General features: G+C 40.7%; 15 protein-coding genes and 3 pseudogenes. 12 read left to right on the top strand and 6 right to left on the bottom strand.

The features are described 5' to 3' along the window. Nucleotides 1-316: 316 nt before the first annotated feature. Nucleotides 317-715 carry a DUF3221 domain-containing protein gene (locus WAX46_RS14190; RefSeq protein ID WP_226569873.1) on the bottom strand — a complete coding sequence of 133 codons (399 nt, stop codon included), beginning with the start codon at nucleotides 713-715 and terminating at the stop codon, nucleotides 317-319. Nucleotides 716-1,475: 760 nt separating this feature from the next. Further along, nucleotides 1,476-2,306 carry an arylamine N-acetyltransferase family protein gene (locus tag WAX46_RS14185; RefSeq protein ID WP_226569896.1) on the bottom strand — a complete coding sequence of 277 codons (831 nt, stop codon included), beginning with the start codon at nucleotides 2,304-2,306 and terminating at the stop codon, nucleotides 1,476-1,478. Nucleotides 2,307-2,703: 397 nt separating this feature from the next. Here WAX46_RS14185 and WAX46_RS14180 point away from each other — a divergent pair, with 397 nt between their 5' ends. The 5 genes from WAX46_RS14180 to WAX46_RS14160 all read left to right on the top strand — a co-directional run bounded on the left by WAX46_RS14180 (nucleotide 2,704) and on the right by WAX46_RS14160 (nucleotide 7,540). Continuing rightward, complete coding sequence (locus tag WAX46_RS14180) at nucleotides 2,704-3,279, top strand: cupin domain-containing protein (protein ID WP_336494233.1); 576 nt, start codon at nucleotides 2,704-2,706, stop codon at nucleotides 3,277-3,279. A 425-nt stretch (nucleotides 3,280-3,704) separates the two neighbouring features. After that, nucleotides 3,705-4,658, top strand: a complete 954-nt coding sequence (locus tag WAX46_RS14175) for an ABC transporter substrate-binding protein (protein WP_226569877.1) — start codon at nucleotides 3,705-3,707, stop codon at nucleotides 4,656-4,658. Nucleotides 4,659-4,728: 70 nt separating this feature from the next. Then, nucleotides 4,729-5,745, top strand: coding sequence for a FecCD family ABC transporter permease (locus WAX46_RS14170; RefSeq protein WP_226569879.1), 1,017 nt, complete (start codon nucleotides 4,729-4,731; stop codon nucleotides 5,743-5,745). Next, nucleotides 5,738-6,775 (top strand): FecCD family ABC transporter permease, encoded by a 1,038-nt coding sequence (locus WAX46_RS14165; protein WP_226569880.1) that lies wholly within the window; start codon nucleotides 5,738-5,740, stop codon nucleotides 6,773-6,775. Before WAX46_RS14170 ends, WAX46_RS14165 begins: the two co-directional genes overlap by 8 nt. A 21-nt stretch (nucleotides 6,776-6,796) precedes the next feature. Next, a complete protein-coding gene (locus WAX46_RS14160; protein WP_226569883.1) occupies nucleotides 6,797-7,540 on the top strand; it encodes an IucA/IucC family C-terminal-domain containing protein in 744 nt (247 codons plus the stop codon). Between the two features lie 36 nt (nucleotides 7,541-7,576). Here the strand turns inward: WAX46_RS14160 and WAX46_RS14155 are convergent. Next, a pseudogene (locus WAX46_RS14155) lies at nucleotides 7,577-7,764 on the bottom strand (hypothetical protein); the annotation flags it as partial. Nucleotides 7,765-7,768: 4 nt separating this feature from the next. On the opposite strand from WAX46_RS14155, the pseudogene WAX46_RS14150 reads away from it, so the two are divergent. Then, a pseudogene (locus WAX46_RS14150) lies at nucleotides 7,769-8,098 on the top strand (alanine--glyoxylate aminotransferase family protein); the annotation flags it as partial. 112 nt (nucleotides 8,099-8,210) lie between these two features. Beyond that, nucleotides 8,211-9,467 (top strand): MFS transporter, encoded by a 1,257-nt coding sequence (locus WAX46_RS14145; protein ID WP_226569898.1) that lies wholly within the window; start codon nucleotides 8,211-8,213, stop codon nucleotides 9,465-9,467. Nucleotides 9,468-9,774: 307 nt separating this feature from the next. On the opposite strand, the pseudogene WAX46_RS15965 reads toward WAX46_RS14145, so the two are convergent. Next, nucleotides 9,775-9,884 (bottom strand): annotated as a pseudogene (locus tag WAX46_RS15965) (hypothetical protein); the annotation flags it as partial. A gap of 406 nt (nucleotides 9,885-10,290) precedes the next feature. On the opposite strand from WAX46_RS15965, the gene WAX46_RS14135 reads away from it, so the two are divergent. From WAX46_RS14135 to yunB, 4 genes are all read left to right on the top strand, one after another. Then, nucleotides 10,291-11,142 carry a DUF72 domain-containing protein gene (locus WAX46_RS14135; RefSeq protein ID WP_226569885.1) on the top strand — a complete coding sequence of 284 codons (852 nt, stop codon included), beginning with the start codon at nucleotides 10,291-10,293 and terminating at the stop codon, nucleotides 11,140-11,142. A gap of 62 nt (nucleotides 11,143-11,204) precedes the next feature. Further along, entirely contained in the window at nucleotides 11,205-12,578 is a 1,374-nt protein-coding gene (locus WAX46_RS14130; RefSeq protein ID WP_336494232.1) for a bifunctional metallophosphatase/5'-nucleotidase, read from the top strand. A gap of 66 nt (nucleotides 12,579-12,644) precedes the next feature. Beyond that, complete coding sequence (locus tag WAX46_RS14125; RefSeq protein WP_226569889.1) at nucleotides 12,645-12,950, top strand: YunC family protein; 306 nt, start codon at nucleotides 12,645-12,647, stop codon at nucleotides 12,948-12,950. 69 nt (nucleotides 12,951-13,019) lie between these two features. Continuing rightward, the gene (gene yunB / locus WAX46_RS14120) at nucleotides 13,020-13,790 is read left to right on the top strand and encodes a sporulation protein YunB (RefSeq protein WP_336494231.1); all 771 of its coding nucleotides are present in this window, start codon (nucleotides 13,020-13,022) and stop codon (nucleotides 13,788-13,790) included. Between the two features lie 28 nt (nucleotides 13,791-13,818). Here yunB and WAX46_RS14115 read toward each other — a convergent pair whose 3' ends face one another. Next, nucleotides 13,819-14,766, bottom strand: a complete 948-nt coding sequence (locus tag WAX46_RS14115) for a M23 family metallopeptidase (RefSeq protein WP_336494234.1) — start codon at nucleotides 14,764-14,766, stop codon at nucleotides 13,819-13,821. 311 nt (nucleotides 14,767-15,077) lie between these two features. On the opposite strand from WAX46_RS14115, the gene lipA reads away from it, so the two are divergent. Continuing rightward, the gene (gene lipA, locus WAX46_RS14110; protein ID WP_226569894.1) at nucleotides 15,078-15,974 is read left to right on the top strand and encodes a lipoyl synthase; all 897 of its coding nucleotides are present in this window, start codon (nucleotides 15,078-15,080) and stop codon (nucleotides 15,972-15,974) included. 64 nt (nucleotides 15,975-16,038) lie between these two features. Here the strand turns inward: lipA and WAX46_RS14105 are convergent. Then, a partial coding sequence (locus WAX46_RS14105) for an IS3 family transposase (protein WP_160282791.1) occupies nucleotides 16,039-16,123 on the bottom strand: 85 nt, incomplete at its 5' end.

Genomic DNA, 16,123 nt, shown 5'->3' with positions numbered 1-16,123 from the left:
CTAAAGCCACTACTTCTAATTGATTTCTTCTCTCTTCTTCACGTTTCGATAACATGTTCATCCCCCGCAGAATTGTGTTATTACCCTTATTATACAAAAAAGCTTGTAGACTTTGTCTACAAGCTGATAAACCCCCGAAATGGGGGTTTATTTCAAATAAAACTGAATACAACGTATATCGCAACTTCAGCTACAAGTAAATAGATCATGTACCTTGCATATCTATACACATCATCGTCGTGAGCAGTTTTCTTACTTTTGAATGTCCATGCAAATAAACCTAAAACAGTTAACGCTAAGATGATTTTAAAGACATTTATTCTGATATCCTTTCAATAGTTGGCATACCAGCAATTGGTGGTATAGAGAACGTCCACATTTTTGAAAATACATTTAATTTTTCACCTATTTCATAATGATCATCTATAGAAATAGGAACTCTTAAAATTTTCCCTTGAGTAGCAAGCTCCCACCAATTATTTTGGTAAAGGAGTGCCTCCTCTTTTGTAGGTGTATCTGCAACAATCATATATTTGTTATCTACTGAGATCACATACCCTGTAAAAGGGATCTGTTCTTGTTTTTGAACAGAAGGGGAAGAATGATTTACCCCTTCTTTCGACTCCGCGAATGCTGGAACCCCGCCTAAAGTTAATCCACACCCCAGAGCTAAAGTTGTTGCGACTGTCGCAAGTTTTTGTTTTGTTGAAATCATATGTATAGCCTCCTTTTGTATTTTGCTACACTTATACATTTCTAAATTGGAAAGTTAACCCCTTTATAAATTGTATTATTTAACAAATATGTCACACTTATAAAAGGGAGTTATTCCGAAACAAGGCCACCTGTAATCGTAAAGAGATTTTCTCAAACGTCAAATCCTCAGTTTCTTCTTAGATCTAATGGTCAATTCTTGAATGCTTTAAAGCACACCTTAAAAACTTATCTTACAAGGAAAAATCTCTCTTAGAACTTTAACTGATTAACAGGTCGTCATCTAACTCAATATAATGGATGCTGCATGATGACTTTCAGAAGTTTCTTCTATAAGAATGTGTCCTTTACTCTATTGGAAAGTTCATGATTCCAGAAATAAACTTTCTCTGCAATGTGATCATGGATTTGTCAATCATGTTTTCACGCTTTCTTTAGCAGGACTCATATGCTTGCTTGAAATTTACGCTAAAAAAGCTTCTAAATGAATCACTCAGAATGCTTAGCTTTTTTCTGTTCTCCCACCACTTCTTTAGAGTTTTCTCATTCTCATTAGCATTCTCTCATTTGTTTTCCAGAAAGGAAGTGTTAACAAATGTGTTCCCGTCAAATGAGCTTCTTCTGCTGTTGCCAAAAATACTGTCCATGAAAGCGAATCCTGTGAAAAGTATTTGTTGCTATTTCTCAATAGAATAATCTAGGTGAAGTTTTATTGGTTATTTACTATATATAGCTTTACCTCTTCCGTTATTGCCCTGCCGCTAAACACTTCTGCAGCTATAATTTGGAATGATTTCAAATATCTCTGTAAGAATCTGATGGTACTCTTCTTCCGTTATGACTCGCTTTATTTTTTGTCCTTTTTTTGTTTCTGTAAAGCTTCGTTTTGTAAGGGATATATGTCCATCTTCAACTAATTTGATGATAATGTATCCTTTATTAAAAGGAGATTCTGGGTGTTCTACAATGATATCTTGTGTGGCATTTACTTTGTTTGTATCTATTGCATCCAAAGTAAATGCATATCCATTACGCCATGTATCTGTAAGTTCAGAATCAAGAAATTGAGCAGTTTCTCCATTTTCTCCTTTTCGCATTTCAAATAAATAGGTTCCTTTTTCAGTATTTTGCTTACGAATGCGATATTTTCCTGTTTGAGACGAGATCACTTCACCGCTGAATGGAACTGGATATAATGGAAGATATGAGGCAAAACCCACGTCTATAATATATTTTTGGCCATCATAATTTAAAATAATCATTACATGGCCGTTATCTGGCATCCACTTATCACCACTCAAATCATAGACTGTCCCAGTTGCTCGGTAGACATCAAATCCACAATCTTTTAAAAAGTAATATAATAAGGAATTAAGTTCATAGCATAGCCCTCCACGATTATTTAATAATAATTTTTCTTGAATGTTCTTTTTGTTAATTTTTGTAATTTCTTTTTCCATAACGTCCAAATTTTCATAAGGCAACACACATCCCATCTTCAGAAGAATTTCATGCAAATCTTCAAATTTTACATCCTCTTTCGGGTCCACCTGTAATCTGGAGAAAAAAAGCCGTTGAAATTCAGTCATGATAAATTCCCACCTTTCATTTGCAAAATTACCTTATAATACCACATTACATAATTTGTGTATTTAATCAAGCGGAAAGATAAAAAGATTATCATTGTTCATTAATTATAAAATGTAAATTAATTACTTTTTGAATATTAATTATAAGTTAAGTGTCATTTGGCATACGATAAAAATCAAAATAATGTTTGATCCCTTTTTTTCCATAAACATTTTTTATTCATTGTGTTTATGTAGCTGTGCAAGTTCATTTTTTGTGATTTTGATCTTGTTGCACATATTAGTTATAAGAGAAGGGACTTCCACTCTTTTTATCTTCGTGAATTTAATGCGATCGAAGTACAATTTCTTAACCATTGCATAGGATGGTTTTATATAAAGGTGAAGGGGTTGAGTTAAAATGTACAATAATCCTTATTTTTATCCATATCAATATCCTTATTATGTAAGTGTACCAAGGTATCATTATAGCGTACATCCTCCCGGTTACTGGAATTTCCCTCATGAAAGAAGGCTTGAAAACTTTAACGTTGATGGAAAAAGACGGTTAAAAGATTATGGAACAAAACCATTTGTCATCAATATCAATGAAGCAACAAAGCAAAATAACACTTATCGTACTGCCATATGGACAGGAACACATTTGCAAACTACTTTAATGAGTATTGACGTTGGTGAAGATATAGGGTTGGAAATGCATCCTGACGTTGATCAATTCTTAAGAATTGAACAAGGTCAAGGGATTGTTCAAATGGGAAAAAGTAAAAATAATTTAAAATTTAATAGAAATGTGTATGATGATTCTGCCATATTTATACCAGCCGGAACATGGCATAACCTAACTAACACAGGGAATATTCCGTTAAAACTTTACTCGATATATGCACCTCCTAATCATCCATTTGGGACTGTCCATGTAACCAAAGAAGACGCCTTAGCTTCGGAAGAAGGTCATAGTCATGGAAATAGAATTTAGTTCTTTTTGATAAGACTCTAGATGAGAACGAGCGGGTCCAGCACATAGAATGTTTAGTGAATAAAGGATTGGAGGATGTTAAAAGGGGAATAAATTCTACACACATTCTCAAGAATTTATTCTAATGGGAGTTCTTGTAGGAAAAGTCTACTCTGAAGAATGGGAACGTACAGGAGAATCGAAACGTCGGTTAGTATCACTCATTATGGCAAAAATAATGGTAAATTGAATACGTTTTTCTCACAAGTTTAACTTGTATCTTTTGAACTTAATGACATAGTATTTTTTAATTTCCCTATTTTATGACCATCTTTCACTTATTTTTATATATTACATTGACACCATCTTTTTCTATGATAAAATCAAATTGTGATAATGAGAATCGTTATCAAATGATATGAATATAGAATGGATAGGTGAGGTACATGTTCAGAAAATCTTTTTGGTCGTTGTTAGTTGTGCTCTCCATCGTTTTACTTGCGGCTTGCGGGAATAATAGCAGTGAAGGCAAGTCAGATAGTAAAGATAAAACAAGAACCGTTGAAAGCACTATCGGTTCAACTGAAATAAAGGGGTCACCTAAACGTGTTGTGACGCTGTACCAAGGGGCGACAGATGTAGCAGTTGGTATGGGCATTAAACCAGTTGGTGTGGTAGAATCGTGGCTTGAAACACCTACTTATAAATATTTAAGAGATGATTTAAAGGATGTCAAAATTGTTGGGCAGGAAACACAGCCAAACTTAGAGGAAATTGAAAAGCTTAAGCCAGATTTGATTATTGCATCAAAAGTTCGTCACGAGCAAATTTTTGATCAGTTGAAGGAAATTGCTCCAACTGTTGCAACAGAAACCGTGTTCACCTTTAAAGATACAGTGAAATTGATGGGTGAAGCGTTAGATCAACAAGACAAATCGAAAGAATTGTTAACGAAGTGGGATGATCGTGTTGCTGACTTCAAAGAAAAGGCGAAAAAAGACATCAAAAACTGGCCAATGAATGTGGCAGTTGTCAACTTCCGTGCAGATCATGCAAGAATCTATCAAACTGGCTTTGCGGGGTCTATTTTAACAGAGCTTGGTTTTGAAGGACCGAAGAATGTCAAAGATAAAAAGCAAGATATCATCACACTAACAGACAAAGAGAGCATTCCACAAATGAATGCTGATGTGATCTATTACTTTATGGATGATCAGGATAAGGCGGTTGAAAAAGCGTATAAAGAGTGGACAAATCATCCTTTATGGAAGCAGCTTGACGCAGTGAAAGCGAAACAAGTGCATCGAGTAGATGAAATCACTTGGAACATGGGAGGCGGTATCATTGCTGCGAACATGATGCTTGATGATATTTACGATCGTCTAGGAATTGATAAATAAGACATAGCAGAGGAGAAAATGTGAAAAACCATTTTCTCCTTTTTCCATCACAGTTGAAAGCGGGAATCAGATGAGAAGTTTATTAAAAAAGGATTCAAGCAAGGCACTGCTTTTTGCTGGATTCATCGTGTTGATGTTGGTCTTTTTTATGCTCAGTATTTCCCTTGGGCAAACCTCGATTTCCCTCAAAGCCACCATCCATGCTTTTCTTCATTTTGATGAATCGGATCCAAACAGTGTTATTGTCATGACATCCAGATTATCAAGAGCTTTAATTGCAACGGTCGTTGGATCAAGCCTTGCGATTTCAGGTGCACTCATGCAGGCATTGACAAGAAATCCGCTTGCTGCGCCTGATTTATTAGGGATTAATGCAGGTGGACTATTTTTTATCGTCATCTCCATTGTTTTCTTTTCTGCAGAGTCGTTAACAGTCTATATGTGGACAGCCTTTTTAGGTGCTGCGATTGCAGGGATGCTCATGTTCCTATTGGGTTCCATTGGGAGAGATGGACTGACGCCGGTTAAAATTGTGCTTGCAGGTGCTGCGATATCCGCACTGTTTGTATCCTTTACGCAAGGGCTTTTAATCGTAAATGAACAGTCGATTCAAAGTATCCTGTTCTGGATGGCTGGTTCGGTGTCAGGAAGAAGTATTGATATGCTAATCCCTGTTTTGCCTTATATTCTAGGTGCTACTGTTGTGGCGCTGCTTCTTGGTCGCTCAATCAATGTTCTTTTGTCGGGAGATGATATTGCCAAGGGGCTCGGTCAGCGTACGCTGCTGCTAAAAATCACGATGGGGGTACTGGTCGTCTTTTTAGCAGGTGGTTCCATCGCTGTAGCAGGCTCGATTGGGTTTGTTGGTTTTCTTGTGCCGCATATTGTGAAAAAGCTTGTCGGACCTGACTATCGCTGGGTACTGCCGTATTGTGCCGTCGTGGGGGCGTCACTTTTACTTGTCGCAGATCTTGCGGCTCGTTTTCTGATCATGCCGCAGGAAGTACCGATAGGCGTCATGACAGCAGTAGCAGGAGCGCCTTTATTTGTTTATCTCGTGCGCAAGGGGTTGAAGACAGGTGGCTAAAACATATACAGTGCGTTCAAAGGGTGGGCGCATTTCATTTCAATTTTCAAAGCGGACATTTTTGATTTTACTTTTATTGACGGTCATTGCCTTTGGCTTATTTATTCTTAGTCTCTGTATGGGCAGCCGGTTTATTCAGCCGGTGGATGTGCTGCTGCACTTAATCGGTCAAGGTGAGGGAAATACCTTTGTGTTAAATACGCTGAGGATTCCAAGAACCTTGCTTGCTGTTTTAGTCGGAGCGGCACTAGCGGTATCAGGACTCATTTTACAAGGATTAATTCGAAATCCGCTTGCATCGCCTGACATCATTGGAATTACAAGTGGTGCTTCGTTTGGTGCGATTATGTTCATCGTCTTTTGTATGGGCACTGTACCAATAGCCTATCAGTCATTATGGGCAATTGCAGGTGCTTTTGCGGTGTCGTGCCTGATCTATTTGCTTTCATGGAAAAAAGGGGTCAAACCGATCACACTTGTCCTGATGGGATTTGGTATTTCCGCCATCATGAAGGCGTGTGTGACATTTACCCTTGTTCTCAGTGATACGATGACCACGACAAAGTCATACATATGGCTGACGGGCAGTCTATATGGTTCGACAATGAAAGATGTGACTGCCATGCTTCCTTGGGTGATGATCATTTTACCGATCGTCATGGTGTTAGCAAGAACAATGAATGTGAAGGAGCTTGGAGATGATCTTGCAACAGGTCTTGGGGTAAAGGTACAGGCCAAGCGATTATTCTTTTTGCTGTTGAGTGTGACATTAGCTGGTATTGCCGTTGCATTTGCAGGCAGTATTGAATTTGTCGGACTCATGGCGCCGCATGTCGCAAGGATGATCATCGGCCGTTCTTTCATTGCGCTGGTACCAGCCTCTGCTCTAGTCGGAAGTATACTTGTCATGCTGGCAGATCTTGTAGCTAGAACCGCTTTTCTACCGTTAGATGTCCCAGCAGGTGTATTCACGGCGGCAATTGGGGCACCATTCTTTATTTATTTGTTATATCAACAGCGAAATCGATAAACGAAAGATGGGGGTTTTGATATGAGGCCAGAGTGGGTTGAGAGAGAATTACTTAATTTCGGGGTACACATCACAAATGGACCAATCACGTCCGATCGCACACTTGCTGCGCTTTTTTCAGAAGAATCCGCCATGCGTTTATTGGAAGCTGAACAGGCAGTCATGCATGCACCGAATCTTGCGGTGGCAGCTTCTATGTTTTCAAAGCGCTATGCGTACTTAGCTGTCAGTTCCTCTTTGTACTTGATGACATTGTATGATGACATCTATCAGTTTTCACCGGAGGCATGTGCATTTAGAGAGGATTGGAAAATCGAACTTGATGAAATGCGTTGTTCATTTGCTCAACTAGAAGGAGATCGTCATGAATGGAGAGAGCAGGTTGTGCACACGCTGTTTACGCAGTGTGTCACACCTCTTTTAGACGTACTGAACCGTACATCAAGACTTCCTTATTCTATTTTGTGGGAGAATGTAGCGGTTCGCATCAACTCTCTTTATCACAGCATGATGCGGGAATCTGATGAGCCTGAAGTGAAAAAGCGCGTGCAGAAGGATTATCTGTTTCTGAAGCAAGCGACGGGTGAGATATTTGGAGCGAAGCAAAATCCATTCCGGCACAGTTTAAACTTAGACGAGAGTTTACTGGAAACATCCAACCGGAAGACTTGCTGTATGTATTATCAGCTTGAGAAAAAATCGGAGAGTCTTGATTATTGTCTCGTCTGTCCGCTTGAAAAAAAGAAAGGCACTGCTTGTACGTAGCAGTGCCATTTTGCGTGATTCCCAAATTGCGCTTGCTCATTCAGGATGATTGATGAAAGGATTGCGGTTGTGCTGATACGTTTGATAGATGATCTCGTTGCGGCCTTGGATTGTCCCAAAATTGCCATGAGACTTTGCCCAGACATGCTCTCGATTCCACTGGCTGACTTGGCTTGCTTTGAGCGGGAGACGCCGCTATAGAACAAAAGAACATGGTTTGGATTATGTTTTCGGCGGCACTTGTTTCATGAAAAAGCTTTAATGAAAGGTCTTGAAGCGATGGGGCTTGAATTATTTGGCGATCCTGGTTCTAAAATACCGGTTGTAATACGCATTCTGAATCCACATGATATTGACGTCGAAGCGGTGCGTGCCGATCTGCTCCATCATTTTGAAATTGTATTTATGAGTTCATTTTGGACCGCTTGCGGGACGCATATGGAGGATAGGCACAATGGGCTATAGCTGCCGAAAGGAAAACGTTCTGTTTGTTTTAGCAGGGCTTGAGGCGTTTCTGATCAAAAGGCGGCTCTTTCTATCTATGAACAAGCTGATTAAAGATATCCAATACTCGCAATTTGCGGGTTATTTTTTAGTTGGAAAAGAACCCTAATTTTTGAAAAACTAGACTTATAGGGAGCAAAGTCGCTATACTGAAGAAGTTATTATCATTTTTGTCAGCAGAAAGAGGTTTTTTGATATGAAGAAGATGAGCAGATTATACATTTTGATGCTGAATATTTTTATTGCTATGCTTGGTTTTGGCCTCATTGTCCCTGTCATGCCAAGTTATATTGAAGCCTTTGGGGCAACAGGGAAGACGCTGGGTTTTCTTGTTGCTGCAACTGGTCTTACACAATTTGCGTTATCACCAATCGCTGGCGTACTGACTGACCGGTTCGGACGCAGAAAATTGATTATTGCCGGAATTGCCGGCTTTACCATTGCCCAATTTATCTTTGCGTTTGCCGATCAGCTTTGGATGCTGTTTGTGTCTCGGTTTTTAGGCGGAGCTGCCGGGGCATTGCTGATGCCTGCTATGTTTGCATACATCGCCGATATTACAAGCGAAAAGGAACGCGGGAAAGGGATGGGTCTATTTAGTGCAGCGATGACACTAGGTTTTGTCATTGGACCGGGCGTAGGTGGATATTTAGTGGAGTTCGGTATCGCTTTTCCTTTTCTCATCGCAGGCTCCTTTGCAGCACTTTCCACCCTTTTATCCGTCATGTTTTTACCTGAAACATTAACAAAGGAAAAGCAGGAAGAAGCACGGTTGAACAAAGATATTCATTTCAATCCTTTTGCGCAAATGATTCAAGCTTTAAAGACTTCATACGGTTTTTTGTTTATATTGGCCTTTGTCCTCAATTTTGGAATCATCCATTTTGAATCAATTTTCGGTTTATATGTGGACCAAAAACACGGATTTACACCGAAAGATATTGCATTTGTGATTACGGTTGCAGGACTTGCTGGAGTGCTTGTCCAAGGTGCCTTAGTGAATACCTGTGTAAAACGATTTGGTGAAATGCATGTCGTGCGTTATGCGCTGCTAGGTGCGGCTTTTATGCTGATCGCTTGCCGTTTTGCGCCCTCTTTTTGGTTGATCTTTACCTGTTCAATTTTATTTTTGTCAGCCACCTCTTTTGTGCGTCCAGCCCTCAACACATTGCTATCTAAAATGGCAGGGAATCAGCAAGGATTAGCAGGCGGTCTCAATACGTCCTTTATGAGTCTTGCCAATATCGTCGGCCCGAGCCTTGCGGGCATTTTATTTGATGTGAATATTGAGCTTCCTTTTATGTTTGGGACACTGGTGCTTTGCGTCAGTTTCATTGCGTCCATCGTATGGGCGAAAAAAGTGCAGCAGCATTCTCATGTCGTCTTAAAGGCAGAAGATAAAAAACCGATCAGCACGGAATGATCGGTTTTTTATCTTTTCATAGATTAGATGACATCATCTCTCGCTAAGTGATTCCCTCGACCAGCCGCTATGATGTAAGTGCGTGTGCGTATCAGAATATGAAAATGTCAGGGTTGTGGCATCGGTACTAGGAGGAACCAGCATATCTGAATTCTCCATATCTCGAAGGTCGTACCGCGGTTCTAAATTCTACCATCCTCTCGAATCCGTTGCTGGATGTGACGCGGCACTTCATCCATTTTTCACAACTCCCTGTGTCTCACTTATATGAAGCACGAGAAAAGAAGATTCAACTGAATACGGCGAGACATTTCTCCAGTCGATAAATCACAGTGTTGCGAGAACATACACGCATTTTGCTGTTTCTAAAATATGTCAATGTGTCACTATAGACACAGATAAGGTGTGGATTCGAGAGCTATTGTCGCCTATCTCAGACCAACTGCCTGTCTCTTCCATCAATAAAATGCCCATATCGCCTTTGACAAAAAGAAAGGCAGGAAATGGGCAAACAAATCAAATACTTGATCTAATTTGCTGTTTGCAAACCAAACATAAGAAGGAGATCCCTGAGCTTAATCCAACGGTCGTACCCTCTATCCATCTGCGAAACCATTTTTAGATAGGAAGTTGTCAACTAATATCACACACAAGGAGGCAGGACAAAATCACGTGCCATCAGTCACCTTCATTCAGAATTACGGGTAAATGTGATATGTTGTAGACAGAAGAATTTCTTTTAGAAATATGGGTATCCCAATAGACAAAGGCTTTGATTGAGAGGGAAACCGTCTATACCAGCGAGTGGCAAGAGGTGAGATATTTGATTTATATCGGATTAACTGGATGGGGAGATCATGACAGTCTTTATCCGCCGAAAATAGGCAGCTCTCAAAAGCTGTTTCACTACGCATCAACGTTTCCCATTGTGGAACTGGATGCAAGCTTTTATGCTGTTCAGCCTGAGCGCAATCATGAAAAGTGGATAAAAGATACACCGGACGCTTTTCAATTTGTCGTGAAAGCATACCAAGGAATGACCGGACATCAAAGAGGCGAGATTCCGTTTGCATCGAAGGAAGAAATGTTTGATGCATTTATCCTCTCTTTGACTCCGCTCATTCGGGAAGGGAAACTGGCTATGGTCCTGTTTCAATTTCCCCCATGGTTTGATTGCCAAAAGGAGCACGTCCACTATTTAAGATGGTGTAAGGAGAAGATGGGTGACATTCCGTGTGCACTCGAATTCAGAAACCGGACATGGTTTTCAACTGAATTTTATAAGCAAACCCTGTCCTTTATGGAGAAAGAAGGGTGGATTCATTCGGTCTGTGATGAACCACAAGTCGGAGAAGGGTCCATTCCACCAGTCATACAAGCCACACACCGTGACAAAACATTAGTCCGTTTCCACGGAAGAAATAAACAGGGCTGGCTTCACCCAGCAGACCATGAGAACTGGCGTGAAGTTCGTTACTTATATTTATATAATGAAGCTGAACTAAAGGAATGGAAAAAGAATCTTGACATCCTGCATCAGCAATCAAAAGATGTATATGTCGTGTTTAATAATAACTCTGGGGGAGATGCAGCGGCGAATGGCCAGCAAATGATTAATTTTCTGGATATTACCTATTCAAGTTTATCCCCGAAGCAGTTAGATTTATTTAGTTAAAAGAGAGCTGCGGCTTTCAACCTGAATGAATGGTTCAGTGACAACTTGAGGGAGAGATCGACATGCTGCAGAAGCTATGGTTATATCATACAAACGACTTGCACAGCCACTTTGAGAACTGGGCAAAAATCGCAGCTTATATCGAAGAAAAGCGTCAAGTTCACGATCAGATGCTCTTATTAGATATTGGCGACCATATGGACCGAGTGAACCTAGTGTCAGAAGCTGATTATGGAAAGGTCAATGTCCAGCTCCTGAATCAGCTTGGCTATGATGGGGTGACGATTGGCAATAATGAAGGCATTACGTTGCCACATGATCAACTGGATCAATTGTACGAAGAAGCTCAATTTCCAGTGATCCTGTCTAATTTATTTGAGAAAGGAAAAAGGCCATCTTGGGCAAAGCCTTATCATTTGATCACATTGGAGAATGGGCTGAAGCTATGCATCTTAGGGGTCACCATTGCTTATACCCCTGTATATGAAAAGCTTGGCTGGGACATTACAGACCCGTTTGACAGCATACGGGACATGCTGCATGAAGTAAAAGGACAGGCTGATGTCATTGTGCTCCTGTCTCACCTTGGCATCATTTATGATCGGGAAGTAGCCCGTAATTTCCCAGAAATTGATATCATTTTAGGTTCACACACACATCACCTTTTAGAATATGGTGAAATGGACAATGGTGTGCTTCTTGCATGTGCTGAAAAGTATGGACATTATATTGGCTGTGTAGAGCTGACCATTGACACAGCGCAAAACGAGCTCATAGAGAAAAAAGCGACGGTGCAATCAGTGGATCAGCTCATTAGCGAATCGGATGAAGCCATGACGACCTTGCAGCAAGCAGAAAGAAAAGCGAAAGCACTGATGAAGGAAGAAGTGACATCAATCAAGACGAAGCTTGAAACGAAGTGGTTCGACGAATCTCCGCTTCCGCAACTGTTAACAGATGCTATTAAAGATTGGTGCGGGGCAGAAATCGGCATGATGAATGCAGGCATGGTGCTGGATTCATTAGAGGCCGGGGTTGTGACAAGAGAAGACATCCACCGGATATGTCCGCATCCAATTAATCCGATTCGGGTGACGCTTACCGGTAAACAGCTGCTAGAAACAGTTCAGCGGGCCTGTGAAGAAAAAATAGAACAGCTGCGCATTAAAGGCTTTGGTTTTAGAGGTGAATTGATGGGGAAAATGCTATACAGCGGTTTAACCTATTCATTAAAAGAAGGCGAAGATAAACGAGTAAAAGAAGTCTTTGTTCACGGTCAATTGATCAAAGAGGATGATTCCTATACAGTTGGCACAGTTGATATGTATACACTAGGATCCCTTTTTCCTCATATAAGTGACCATGAACCTATTGAATATTTCATGCCGGAATTTTTACGTGATGTGCTTAGCTGGTGCTTAAAGAAAGCAAGGTGAAATCCGCTTCAGCCTAACACACTCGCCCTTCCTTCACATAAATTGTGATAAAGGGAGTGAAGGGATTTGGTGAATTTAACACCGATTACAATTGATGGCCATTCCTTTACAGCCGTCACCGTCAAACTGCCGAAGACCAATTTCATGGCCGTCACCAATGAGTATGGTTATATTATGTGCGGTGCACTTGATGTCGGGCTCTTAAATGAAAAGCTTGCAGATAGAGGAATCATCGCAGGAAGAGCGGTCGGTGTCAGAACCATTAACCAGCTGCTGGATGCTCCTTTAGAATCTGTGACATACGCCGCAGAAGAGCTAGGGATTCAAGCTGGAACAATCGGAAGAGACGCATTATTAAAAATGGTGAAATAAAATGGAGAGATGATTCCTATCCCCCCGCCTGTCTGCATACACTTGTAATGGAGAAGGGGGGATTTTTTATTGAGAATGAACCGCCGTTATCGCCCCTACAAAAAGGGCCCTTTGCCATTTCGTTATGTCATGCTGCTTGCTGTTGTGTTTTTTGTGCTCTCTACAGTGATTAGTCTTTTCTTCATTAGCCATTCAATAAAACCTACCCTTATTCATATTGCTGAACTAGAAACAGAACGTATAGCCAATCATCTTATTCAATATTCTGTTCAGAATTTTGCAGATGATCAGGAGAATATGAAGGATATGGTGGTGATGAATACAAGTGAGAACGGAAAAGTGACAACCATCGATTTTAATGCTCAAGCAACATCGAAAGCAATGGCTGACCTGTCACGTCACCTCCAAAAAAATTTAGAGGACATTGAAAAGGGGAATTTTCAAAAAGATGCGAAAGAAGCATTAAAGGATCAAGCAGACGGACATGATGGCATTATATACAATATTCCGCTTGGGCAAGCTTCCGGAAATGCATTGATAGCGAACTTAGGGCCTAAAGTGCCTGTACGATTTAGTGTCATTGGTGACCCACATACAGACGTTGAAAAAAATATAAAACCTTATGGCATTAACAATGCCTTGATAGATATTAGTGTGCTGATCGAGGTGAAGGTGAGGGTCATCATCCCGTTTGCATCTGAAGCCATCGTGGTGAAAAATTCTGTTCCTGTTTCTATACAAGCCGTTCAAGGAGACGTACCAGATTATTATAATGGCAGCGGGACGAATTCTGGTGCTCCATCGATTGTTCTGCCAGAGAAAAAGGATAAAGAAGAATAACAGCCCAATAAAAGAATTGGGCTGTTTGTTATGATTGGCGTTTCCGCTCGGCTCTTTCCCACGAACGCAGATGAGGATATGGATCAAACGACCAATCAGTTCGTCCGTTGTCCTTATACATACCATAGTGGAGGTGTGGTGGAAACTTTCCAGATGTGCCAGGAGGACCATAACCGGAACTTCCGACAGACCCAATGACCTGTCCAGGCTTAACAATTTGTCCAGTCTTTAGCCCTTTTGCAAAGCCATTTAAGTGAGCGAAATAATGATAGTGATTTTGAATATCTCGAATGCCTATCCGCCAGCCGCCAAAGCGGTTCCAGCCTTTCATTTCAACGATGCCATATGAGGTCGCACGAACAGGAAGACCATAATGGGCAAATAAATCTGTGCCTTCATGGATTCTTCTGCCTCCAAAGCCTCTTGCATCTCCCCATGTACTTCGGTAGCTGTAATCAGCCCCAACCGGAAGCGGAAATGCATGCTTCCCGAGGTCAAGATGACCGTAGTGCTTATATAGCTTCATAAATGATGAAATGATTCCAACGGTTTTATCACGTCCATAATAGTCCCATAAACCGATTTTTAATTGGTCGATGCTACTGCCATAGTGAAGTAGATATTGAGCAAACGTGAACAACACATCTTCATCGTTATCAATTTCAGCTTTTCCATCCCCATTTCCATCAAGCCCAATACCGTCAAACACTTTAATGCTTAAGGGGGAGGTATCTTGCGTATTCGGGTTTTCTGGCCCAATCCAAATTTCCCGGGGAATGTAGATGCCAATGACGCCTTTTTGTTTCGGTAAATCTTTTCTGCTTTTTCGAATGTTTTGCTCATATTGATCAACAGCAGCAAGTACATACCATGGAACCTGTGTTGTGATGGCAACTTTTTCGTAGAGTGCCATTCGCTGTTTCAATTCATCTGTCTGCTTGTTTTTCCCTTGCGCATGAACAGGCATAGGTATCATTGAAAGAGCTATGATGATGGCTAAAACCACTTTCACAAACTCCAACTCCTTTCTTCGGGCATCATCTTCTACTTTTAGTATGGTTCGATTGCTGTAATTCATAAGAAGAAAATGTTAGTAATTTTCTTTTATTGTTTAGTAGGCTTTTGTGTATTTTTGCAGTTCATTCCCTTGTTGTTCAATCTGTACTATGTTAAAGTGTCTAAAGAAAAGGCTTTATGCCAAAGATTCAATGTTTTGCAGCTGCTGGCTGCATCCATCGTATATAGCAGGAAATGCACCTTTAACGAATTCATATGGAGATGATGGAATTGGCAAAGAAGGAAGAGTACGTAAGAAAACCGGACTGGCTTAAAATTAAGCTGAATACGAATGAAAACTATACCGGTTTGAAAAAAATGATGAGGGAAAACAACCTGCATACCGTTTGTGAGGAAGCGAAATGTCCGAATATTCACGAATGCTGGGCAGTTAGAAGAACCGCTACATTTATGATCCTCGGGTCTGTTTGTACGCGCGCATGCCGTTTCTGTGCAGTGAAAACTGGACTTCCAACTGAGCTTGACCTTCAAGAACCGGAACGCGTTGCAGATTCAGTGGCTTTGATGAACTTAAAGCACGCAGTTATAACAGCGGTTGCAAGGGATGACCAAAAAGATGGCGGAGCAGGCGTTTTTGCTGAAACTGTCCGTGCTATTAGAAGAAAAAGTCCATTCACGACGATTGAAGTTCTCCCTTCAGACATGGGTGGCGATGATGATAATTTGAAAACATTGATGGATACACGCCCTGACATTTTAAATCACAATATTGAAACAGTGCGTAGGTTAACACCAAGGGTTCGTGCACGTGCTACATATGATCGGTCATTAGAATTCTTGCGTCGTGCAAAAGAAATGCAGCCTGACATTCCAACGAAATCCAGTATTATGATTGGACTCGGTGAAACGAAAGAAGAAATCATTGAGGTCATGGATGATCTTCTTGCCAATAATGTAGACATCATGGCAATTGGTCAGTATTTACAGCCTTCGAAAAAGCATTTGAAAGTACAAAAATACTACCATCCAGATGAGTTTGCAGAGCTGAAGGACATTGCGATGTCAAAAGGCTTTAGCCACTGTGAAGCTGGGCCGCTTGTCCGTTCTTCCTACCATGCAGACGAACAAGTAAACGAAGCGTCTAAAAAGCGTCAGGCGCAAGCATAACAAAAGAAAACGCCAGAGGACGTCGGGACTGACCCCCGTTTTTGAGACAGGGATCAAAACACCTTTATACAGCCAATTGCCGATAGTTTATCGGTGATTGGTTGTTTAGTTTTGTTTGAATACGAATGTTGTTATAATAATAAATGTAT

The organism is Bacillus sp. FJAT-53060 (genome assembly GCF_037104745.1).
Lineage (GTDB): Bacteria > Bacillota > Bacilli > Bacillales > Bacillaceae > Bacillus > Bacillus stratosphericus_B.
Note: the sequence above shows the minus strand (reverse complement) of the source record. Positions and strands in the feature narration are given on the sequence as shown.

Coding starts and splice junctions, on each gene's coding strand:
- WAX46_RS14190 (WP_226569873.1), bottom strand. CDS start 715: ATGATTTCAACAAAACAAAAACTTGCGACAGTCGCAACAACTTTAGCT.
- WAX46_RS14180 (WP_336494233.1), top strand. CDS start 2,704: ATGTACAATAATCCTTATTTTTATCCATATCAATATCCTTATTATGTA.
- WAX46_RS14175 (WP_226569877.1), top strand. CDS start 3,705: ATGTTCAGAAAATCTTTTTGGTCGTTGTTAGTTGTGCTCTCCATCGTT.
- WAX46_RS14170 (WP_226569879.1), top strand. CDS start 4,729: ATGAGAAGTTTATTAAAAAAGGATTCAAGCAAGGCACTGCTTTTTGCT.
- WAX46_RS14160 (WP_226569883.1), top strand. CDS start 6,797: ATGAGGCCAGAGTGGGTTGAGAGAGAATTACTTAATTTCGGGGTACAC.
- WAX46_RS14130 (WP_336494232.1), top strand. CDS start 11,205: ATGCTGCAGAAGCTATGGTTATATCATACAAACGACTTGCACAGCCAC.
- WAX46_RS14115 (WP_336494234.1), bottom strand. CDS start 14,766: ATGATACCTATGCCTGTTCATGCGCAAGGGAAAAACAAGCAGACAGAT.